Source organism: Streptomyces sp. NPDC127190 (assembly GCF_042672505.1).
In the GTDB taxonomy this organism is placed as follows: Bacteria; Actinomycetota; Actinomycetes; order Streptomycetales; family Streptomycetaceae; genus Streptomyces.
The window spans coordinates 447926-454041 of the sequence record NZ_JBHXVE010000001.1 but is presented as its reverse complement, the minus strand read 5'-3'; the positions used below and the strand labels follow the sequence as shown (position 1 = coordinate 454041).

The following is a 6116-nucleotide window of genomic DNA, read 5'->3' as shown; positions in this document are numbered from 1 at the left end:
TGTGGGGTGGTGGGCGCGCGCGGTGGGGTTTCGGGTGTGGGGGGGTGGCTCTCCCCTCGATCTCTCTGTCGGGGGGGGGGTGGCCCCGCCCCCCCCCCCCCCCCCCCCCTCTTCTGTCGGCATCCGCCCTGGTCACATACCAAATTTGGTAGGTGATCCGGCGAGTGCCCCCGGCAGGATTCGAACCTGCGCACACGGCTCCGGAGGCCGTTGCTCTATCCCCTGAGCTACGGGGGCGTGTCGGCTGCGGAGCTTCTCGCTCGCGGCGACGTGTAGAACATTAGCAGGTCCGGCGGGGTGATCAGGAACCCGTTTCCCGGGTCGGGCTGAGGAGGCGTCGCCTACCCGGCGTGGAGTAGTCCTCCACCCGCCGTGGACGGACCACCCGCCCGGAGTGACCGGGTCCCTCCCCAGCGCCGAGAGCCCCTCCTCGGCACGGTCGGGTCCCCGTCCAGCACGGCCGGACCTCCACCCACCCCGCCCGAGCCCCTCTCGCCCACCCCCATCCCCCCTACGGGGCAGAAGTAGGGAAAACCCGGACGCGGTGGCCGGGGCGGACCTACTCTCGAGGTGTGCCAGGGGCGTCGGGTCGGGTGCTTGTCGTCGACGACAACAAGGTCATCCGCCAGCTGATCAGGGTCAACCTCGAGCTGGAAGGGCTTGAGGTGGTGACCGCGGCCGATGGTGCCGAGTGTCTGGATGTGGTGCATCAGGTGCGGCCCGACATCGTCACGCTGGATGTCGTCATGCCCCGGCTGGACGGCCTGCGCACCGCCGCCCGGCTGCGCGCCGATCCCCGTACCCACCACCTGCCCCTCGCCATCATCAGCGCCTGCACGCAGCACGAGTTCGAGGCCGGCCTCGATGTCGGCGTCGACGCCTTCCTCGCCAAGCCCTTCGAACCCGCGGAACTCGTCCGGCTCGTCAAGCAGCTCATCGAGGGGCGGCGGGGGGCCCGGGGGAGCGGGGGCGACGACGCGGACGGGGATGACGACGGGGTCGCCGACGGAGTCCCCGGGGGGATTTCCTTCGGCGGATAGCGGGGGTGGAGGGAATTCCTTCGGTCGGGACGGGGCGCGGGCAGGGTCCGTTCGGTGTGGGCCGCCGGTGCCGTCTTGCGAGGGGAAACCGGCTCGCCGTACCCCCCGTCTCCTCCCCTAGGCTTGTCCCGTGACCCCCGTCGAGCTGTCCCGCACCGTGCTGCACGCGGTGCGCCGTGCCGTTGCCGACGGGGAGCTGGAAGTGGCCGTGCCCGAGCGGGTCGTCGTGACCGAGCCGGGGCCCGGCGGATGCGGGGACTTCGCGACCAATGTCGCCCTCCAGCTCGCGCGGCCGGCCGGGCAGCCGCCGGGGCGGGTCGCCGAGATCCTGCGCAGCCGGCTCGTCGGCGCGGCCGGGGTCCGGGACGTCGTCGTCACCGGCCCCGGGTTTCTCAACATCAGCCTGGACGCCCTGGCCGACCCCGTCACCGGCCTGGTCGAGGAGATCCTGCGCCAGGGCGCGGGGTACGGCCACGGTGACGCCCTGGCCGGGCAGTTCCTGGTGCTGCGGGTGCCGTACGAGGTGCGGGCCGAGGTCGTGGCGGACGCCGTCGTACGGATCGTGGCGGCGCAGGGCGGGCGGGCCGTCGTCGAGCACGGGGAGCCGGCCGATCTGCGGCCGGTGCCCGCGCCCGAGGATCCCGCCCCGCTCGGCCCCGACGCCGCCCGGTGGGCGCTGCTGCATCCCGCGCCGCACGACCGGCCCCGGATCACCGCCGACCACCTGGTGCAGCGGGAGAGCAATCCGCTGTTCCGGGTGCGGTACGCGCACGCCCGCGTCCGGTCCCTCAGCCGTAACGCCGCCCGCCTCGGGTTCGGCGCCGTCCCCGGCCCCGTCGACGCCCGCGACCTGCTCACCCCCCTCGCCGACCACCCCCGCATCCTCGCCGCGGCCGCCACCCACCGTGCCCCGGACCGGATCGCCCGGCATCTCGTGACCGTCGCCGATGCCGCGCTGCCCTTCCTGCCGTTCGTGCTGCCGCGCGGTGAGGAGAAACCCTCGGCCGCCCACCGCGCCCGGCTGGCCCTCGCCGAAGCCGCCGGGACGGTGCTGGCCGGTGGCCTGTCCCTGCTCGGCATCGACGCACCCGAATACCTCTGAGCCAAGAAGAGACCCACGTCATGAGCCGTTCCGCACACCCCGCCGGGCCCCGTCACGCCGACGTCCTTCCCGAGGGCCACTACTCCGCGCCGCCCGCCGACCTCAACGCCCTCGACGCGAAGGTGTGGTCCCAGACGGTCGAGCGCGACGCCGACGGTGTCGTCCGCGTCGGGGGCATCGACGTCGTGCGGCTCGCCGAGGAGTTCGGCACCCCCGCCTACATCCTCGACGAGACCGACTTCCGCACCCGGGCGCGTGCCTGGCGCAGCGCCTTCGGGCCCGACGCCGACGTGTTCTACGCCGGCAAGGCGTTCCTCTCCCGTGCCGTCGTGCGGTGGCTGCACGAGGAGGGGCTGAACCTGGACGTGTGCTCGGGCGGCGAGCTGGCCACCGCCCTGTCCGCCGGGATGCCCGTCGAGCGCATCGCCTTCCACGGCAACAACAAGTCCGAGGCGGAGATCCGCAGGGCCGTGGAGGCCGGGGTCGGCCGGATCGTCCTCGACTCCTTCCAGGAGATCGTGCGGGTCGCCCACATCGCGCAGTCCCTGGGCAGGCGGCAGCGGGTGCAGATCCGGATCACCGTCGGCGTGGAGGCGCACACGCACGAGTTCATCGCCACCGCCCACGAGGACCAGAAGTTCGGGATCCCGCTCGCCGGGGGGCAGGCCGCGGAGGCGGTACGGCGGGCCCTTCAGCTCGACGGCCTGGAGCTGATCGGGATCCACTCCCACATCGGCTCGCAGATCTTCGACATGTCCGGGTTCGAGGTCGCCGCCCACCGGGTCGTCGGGCTGCTCAAGGACATCCGGGACGAGCACGGGGTCGAGCTGCCCGAGATCGACCTCGGCGGTGGCCTCGGGATCGCGTACACCAGCGCCGACGACCCGCGGGAGCCGCACGAGATCGCCAAGGCGCTGACCGAGATCGTCACCCGTGAGTGCGAGGCCGCCCGGCTGCGCACCCCGCGCATCTCCGTCGAGCCGGGGCGCGCCATCGTCGGGCCGACCGCCTTCACCCTCTACGAGGTCGGCACCGTCAAGCCGCTGGACGGGCTGCGCACCTATGTGTCCGTGGACGGGGGCATGTCCGACAACATCCGGACCGCTCTGTACGACGCCGAGTACAGCGTCGCCCTGGTGTCCCGGGCGAGCGAGGCCGAGCCGATGCTCGCCCGTGTCGTCGGCAAGCACTGTGAGAGTGGCGACATCGTGGTCAAGGACGCGTTCCTGCCCGCCGACCTGGCGCCGGGCGATCTGATCGCCGTACCGGCCACCGGCGCGTACTGCCGCTCCATGGCCAGCAACTACAACCATGTGCTCCGGCCGCCCGTGGTGGCGGTGCGGGACGGCGAGGCGCGGGTGATCGTCCGGCGCGAGACGGAGGAGGACCTCCTGCGTCTCGACGTCGGGTAGCCCACCGGGCCCGGCACCGGGGCTGGAAGATCTGCGGTCTTCCGGCCCCGTACAAATGAAATACATGTCTCAGGATCCGGACGAAGGGGAGAAACTCCCGTCCGGTGAGTGAGACTGGTCCAACCGTAGACGGTATGAGGAAACGAGGTCGGATGATGCGTACGCGTCCGCTGAAGGTGGCGCTGCTGGGCTGTGGGGTTGTCGGCTCAGAGGTGGCGCGCATCATGACGACGCACGCCGACGACCTCACGGCGAGGATCGGCGCCCCGGTGGAGCTGGCGGGGGTCGCCGTACGGCGGCCGAGCAAGGTCCGCGAGGGCATCGACCCGGCCCTGGTCACCACCGATGCCACCGCGCTCGTCAAACGCGGCGACATCGACGTCGTCGTCGAGGTCATCGGGGGCATCGAGCCGGCCCGGGCCCTCATCACCACCGCCTTCGAGCACGGCGCCTCCGTCGTGTCCGCCAACAAGGCCCTGCTCGCCCAGGACGGCGCCGCCCTGCACGCCGCCGCCGAGGAGCACGGCCGGGACCTGTACTACGAGGCAGCCGTCGCCGGTGCCATCCCGCTGATCCGCCCGCTGCGCGAGTCCCTCGCCGGCGACAAGATCAACCGGGTGATGGGCATCGTCAACGGCACCACCAACTTCATCCTCGACAAGATGGACAGCACGGGTGCCGGCTACCAGGAGGCGCTGGACGAGGCGACCGCCCTCGGATACGCCGAGGCCGACCCGACCGCCGATGTCGAGGGGTTCGACGCCGCCGCCAAGGCCGCCATCCTCGCCGGGATCGCCTTCCACACGCGCGTGCGGCTCGACGACGTCTACCGCGAGGGCATGACCGAGGTCACCGCCGCCGACTTCCGCTCGGCCAAGGAGATGGGCTGCACCATCAAGCTGCTCGCCATCTGCGAGCGCTCGAAGGACGGCGCGTCGGTCACCGCGCGCGTGCACCCCGCCATGATTCCGCTGAGCCACCCGCTCGCCTCCGTGCGCGGCGCGTACAACGCGGTCTTCGTGGAGAGCGACGCCGCCGGGCAGCTGATGTTCTACGGCCCCGGCGCCGGCGGTGCCCCGACCGCCTCCGCGGTCCTCGGCGACCTCGTCGCCGTCTGCCGCAACCGGCTCAGCGGCTCCACCGGGCCCGGCGAGTCGGCGTACGCCGCGCTGACCGTCTCCCCGATGGGCGACGTCGTCACGCGGTACCACATCAGCCTCGACGTCGCGGACAAGCCGGGCGTGCTCGCCCAGGTGGCCACCGTCTTCGCCGAGCACGGGGTGTCCATCGATACGGTTCGGCAGCAGGGCAAGGACGGAGAGGCCTCCCTCGTCGTCGTCACCCACCGGGCCTCCGACGCCTCCCTCACCGGGACCGTCGAGGCACTGCGCAAGCTCGACACCGTGCGGGGTGTCGCCAGCATCATGCGGGTTGAAGGAGAGTAACCAGCAATGACCCACCAGTGGCGCGGAATCATCGAGGAGTACCGGGACAGGCTGCCGGTCTCCGACAGCACGCCGGTCGTGACGCTCCGCGAGGGCGGCACGCCCCTCGTGCCCGCGCAGGTGCTCTCCGAGCGCACGGGCTGCGAGGTCCACCTCAAGGTGGAGGGGGCCAACCCCACCGGGTCCTTCAAGGACCGCGGTATGACCATGGCCATCAGCAAGGCCAAGGAGGCGGGAGCGAAGGCGGTCATCTGCGCCTCCACCGGCAACACCTCCGCCTCCGCCGCCGCCTACGCGGTGCGCGCGGGCATGGTCTCGGCCGTCCTCGTGCCGCAGGGCAAGATCGCCCTCGGCAAGATGGGCCAGGCCCTGGTGCACGGCGCGAAGATCCTCCAGGTCGACGGCAACTTCGACGACTGCCTCACCCTCGCCCGCTCGCTGAGCGACAACTACCCGGTGGCGCTGGTCAATTCGGTCAACCCGGTGCGTATCGAGGGTCAGAAGACCGCCGCCTTCGAGATCGTGGACATGCTCGGGGACGCCCCCGACATCCACGTCCTCCCGGTCGGCAACGCGGGCAACATCACCGCCTACTGGAAGGGCTACCAGGAGTACGCCGCCGACGGCATCGCCGGCAAGACCCCTCGAATGTGGGGTTTCCAGGCCTCCGGCAGTGCCCCGATCGTGCGAGGCGAGGTCGTCAAGGACCCGTCCACCATCGCCACCGCCATCCGCATCGGCAACCCGGCCTCCTGGGAGTACGCCCTGAAGGCCCGCGACGAGTCCGGCGGCGCCATCGACGAGGTGACGGACCGTGAGATCCTGCGCGCCTACCGGCTGTTGGCCGCCCAGGAGGGCGTCTTCGTGGAGCCCGCCTCCGCCGCCTCCGTGGCCGGTCTGCTCAAGGCCGCCGAGCAGGGCAAGGTCGACCCGGGCCAGCGCATCGTGTGCACCGTCACCGGCAACGGCCTGAAGGACCCCGACTGGGCCGTCGCCGGCGCCCCGCAGCCGGTCACCGTCCCGGTCGACGCGGCCACCGCGGCCGAGCGCCTCGGCCTGGCCTGAGCACCGGCACCATCCTGACAGGGTGCACAGGGGGCCTACGACACGCATCGTG

Annotated in this window: 5 protein-coding genes and 1 tRNA gene; 5 read left to right on the top strand and 1 reads right to left on the bottom strand. The window is 72.0% G+C overall.

Annotation, left to right across the window (positions count from 1 at the left end; genetic code table 11):
- Positions 1-165: 165 nt before the first annotated feature.
- Positions 166-237: transfer RNA gene (locus ACFVIU_RS01975), tRNA-Arg, on the bottom strand.
- 356 nt (positions 238-593) lie between these two features.
- On the opposite strand from ACFVIU_RS01975, the gene ACFVIU_RS01970 reads away from it, so the two are divergent.
- The 5 genes from ACFVIU_RS01970 to thrC all read left to right on the top strand — a co-directional run bounded on the left by ACFVIU_RS01970 (position 594) and on the right by thrC (position 6064).
- The gene (locus ACFVIU_RS01970; protein WP_385839974.1) at positions 594-1040 is read left to right on the top strand and encodes a response regulator; all 447 of its coding nucleotides are present in this window, start codon (positions 594-596) and stop codon (positions 1038-1040) included.
- A gap of 130 nt (positions 1041-1170) precedes the next feature.
- The gene (nrtL, locus tag ACFVIU_RS01965) at positions 1171-2142 is read left to right on the top strand and encodes an ArgS-related anticodon-binding protein NrtL (protein WP_385839973.1); all 972 of its coding nucleotides are present in this window, start codon (positions 1171-1173) and stop codon (positions 2140-2142) included.
- 20 nt (positions 2143-2162) lie between these two features.
- A complete protein-coding gene (gene lysA, locus ACFVIU_RS01960; protein WP_385839972.1) occupies positions 2163-3554 on the top strand; it encodes a diaminopimelate decarboxylase in 1392 nt (463 codons plus the stop codon).
- A 152-nt stretch (positions 3555-3706) separates the two neighbouring features.
- The gene (locus ACFVIU_RS01955) at positions 3707-4999 is read left to right on the top strand and encodes a homoserine dehydrogenase (protein ID WP_385839970.1); all 1293 of its coding nucleotides are present in this window, start codon (positions 3707-3709) and stop codon (positions 4997-4999) included.
- A 6-nt stretch (positions 5000-5005) separates the two neighbouring features.
- The gene (thrC, locus tag ACFVIU_RS01950; RefSeq protein ID WP_385839968.1) at positions 5006-6064 is read left to right on the top strand and encodes a threonine synthase; all 1059 of its coding nucleotides are present in this window, start codon (positions 5006-5008) and stop codon (positions 6062-6064) included.
- The last annotated feature ends 52 nt before the right edge of the window (positions 6065-6116 follow it).